At 75.0% G+C, this 2,440-nt stretch carries 3 protein-coding genes; 1 reads left to right on the top strand and 2 read right to left on the bottom strand.

What is annotated here, in order from left to right; all coding sequences use genetic code 11:
- Nucleotides 1–1,368 (top strand): DEAD/DEAH box helicase (locus ABD308_RS34845; RefSeq protein ID WP_344343927.1); only part of this gene is annotated, 1,368 nt, incomplete at its 5' end.
- Here the strand turns inward: ABD308_RS34845 and ABD308_RS34850 are convergent.
- A complete protein-coding gene (locus ABD308_RS34850) occupies nucleotides 1,365–1,916 on the bottom strand; it encodes a YceI family protein (RefSeq protein WP_344343929.1) in 552 nt (183 codons plus the stop codon). The two genes, ABD308_RS34845 and ABD308_RS34850, sit on opposite strands and share 4 nt — an antisense overlap.
- 28 nt (nucleotides 1,917–1,944) lie before the next feature.
- A partial coding sequence (locus ABD308_RS34855; RefSeq protein ID WP_344343931.1) for a glycoside hydrolase family 15 protein occupies nucleotides 1,945–2,440 on the bottom strand: 496 nt, incomplete at its 5' end.

Consider the following 2,440-nt stretch of genomic DNA (forward strand, 5'->3'; position numbering starts at 1 on the left):
GCCCCCGCCCGTAGGGCGGAGTCCGCCGCCCTGGCGGCCGCGCAGCGGGCCCGGCACGACGCCGCGGCCGCCCGCGGCGAACTGGACGCGGAGACGGCCGGCCTCGACGCCGCCCACCGCGCCCTGCGCCGGGCCGCCGCCGACCTGCCCTCACTGCCCCTGGAGTGGCTCCACCTCGACGACGGGGAGCAGGAACTCGGCTCGCCCTGGTCCGACGAGGCCTGGTGCACCGCCCGCAGCGACCTGTTCATGCGCGCCCTGGACCTGCACCGCGCCTTCGTCGCCGCCAACGCCAAGCGGGTCCGGGGCAACCTCCTCGTCCTGACGGAGCTCATGGCGGGCACCAACGGTCCGGTCCCCGACGAGGAGGTGCTGCGGGCCTGGCAGACCCTCTTCCTCCTGGTCCCCGTCGTCTCCACCACCTTCTCCTCGATCGGCAGCATGTTCGCCCGCCTCGGCCGGGGCGCCCTCGGCTGGGTGCTGGTCGACGAGGCCGGGCAGGCCACCCCACAGGCCGCCGTCGGCGCCCTGTGGCGCGCCCGCCGGGCCGTGCTGGTCGGCGACCCCCTCCAGCTGGAGCCGGTCGTCACCATGCCGAGCGCCCTCCAGCGCCGACTGCTGCTCGCCCACGGCGTGGACGAGGAGTGGCTGCCCTCGGCCACCTCCGCCCAGGCCGTCGCCGACCGCGTCAACCGCTACGGCACCTACCTGCCCGACCCCACCGGCGCCGACGGGTCCACCGTCTGGGTCGGCTCGCCGCTGCGGGTCCACCGCCGCTGCGAGGACCCGATGTTCACCGTCAGCAACGAGGTCGCCTACGGCGGCCTGATGGTGTACGGCACCCACCCCCGGCCCTTCCCCGACGAGGGCACCGACGGCCTCCTGCCCAGCCGCTGGCTCAACACCCCCGACCCCGCCCGTGACGGCGACGCCCCCTGGGGCGAGCGCGACCGCCGCGCCCTGGAGTTCGTCCTGCGCCGGCTCGACCGGCACGGCGTCACCCCCGAACGCCTGCGCGTCATCGCCCCCTTCCGCGCCCTGGTCCGGGAGGGCCGCGAGACCTGCGCCGAGTTCGGCTGGACCACCGAACAGCTGGACGAACGCTGCGCCACCGTCCACCGGGCCCAGGGCAAGGAGGCCGACGTCGTCATCCTCCTGCTCGGCGGCAACCGCCCCGGCGCCCGCGCCTGGGCGGCCGGCAGCCCGCACCTGCTCAACGTGGCCGCCAGCCGGGCGAAACGGCGCCTGTACGTGATCGGCGACCGCGCGCTCTGGGCGCCGCTGCCGTACTTCGACGTCCTGGCCGCGGAGCTGCCGACCTACGACCACCTCCGCGACCGGGACACCTGGCCCCTCGACGGACCCTAGCCCTGCTTGACCGCCGAGATGTCGAACTCCAGGACGACCTTGTCGCCGACCAGGACGCCGCCGCCCTCCAGGGCCGCGTTCCAGGTGACGCCGAAGTCCTTGCGGCTGATCGTCACCGAGCCCTCCAGGCCCACCCGCAGGTTGCCGTACGGGTCGACCGCGTTGCCGGTGTACTCGAAGTCGATGGTGACCGGCCGGGTGACGTCCTTGATGGTGAGGTCGCCGGTCACCCGGTAGTCGCTCTCGGAGCGCTGCTCGACCGAGGTGCTGCGGAAGGTGATGTCGGGGTAGGTGGGGGCGTCGAGGAAGTCGTTGGTGCGCAGGTGCTGGTCGCGCTGCTCGACGCCGGTGTCGATGCTCTGGGCCTTGATCGTCACCTGACCGGCCGACTTGGCCGGGTCGTCCCCGTCCAGGTGGGCGGTGCCCTCGAACTGCCCGAACGAGCCCCGGACCTTGGTCACCATGGCGTGGCGCGCGACGAAGCCGATCCGGGTGTGGGCGGGGTCCAGCTGGTAGTCACCGGTGAGCTCGGGGAGCGAAGCGGACATGCGGTACCTCCGTGGGTGCTGTGATCCGTCAGGACGGCGGCGCGGCGAGCCGGGCCGCGCACTCCAGCATCATCGCGTGCACGAAGGCCTGCGGCAGGTTGCCCCGCAGTTGTCGCTGGGCGATGTCGTACTCCTCGGCGAACAGGCCGGCCGAGCCGCAGCAGCCGCGGGCGGCCTCGAACCAGCGGGCCGCCTCGACGGCCTCGCCCTGCTGGTGCAGGGCCAGGGCCATCACGAACCCGCACAGCACGAAGGCGCCCTCCGCCTCGGCGAGCGGGCGCCCGTCGTGCCGGAAGCGGTAGGCGTAGTGGCCGTCCGTCAGCTCCGCGAGGCAGGCGCGCAGCGTCGCGACGGTGCGCGGGTCGTCGGCGGCCGGGGCCCCGCGCACCGGGGGCAGCAGCAGCGCGACGTCGGGCCCCGGGTCCTCGGGGGAGCGCTGCCAGCGGCCGGACGGGTGCAGGGCGTGCCGGGCGGCGGCGGCGAGCATGGGGTCGGCGAGCGCGGCCCACCGCGCGGCCAGGCCG

The organism is Kitasatospora putterlickiae (assembly GCF_039527695.1).
Classification (GTDB): Bacteria; Actinomycetota; Actinomycetes; order Streptomycetales; family Streptomycetaceae; genus Kitasatospora; species Kitasatospora putterlickiae.

Excerpts from the sequence above, each read along its gene's own strand:
- ABD308_RS34850 (WP_344343929.1), bottom strand. The coding sequence starts at position 1,916 with ATGTCCGCTTCGCTCCCCGAGCTCACCGGTGACTACCAGCTGGACCCC.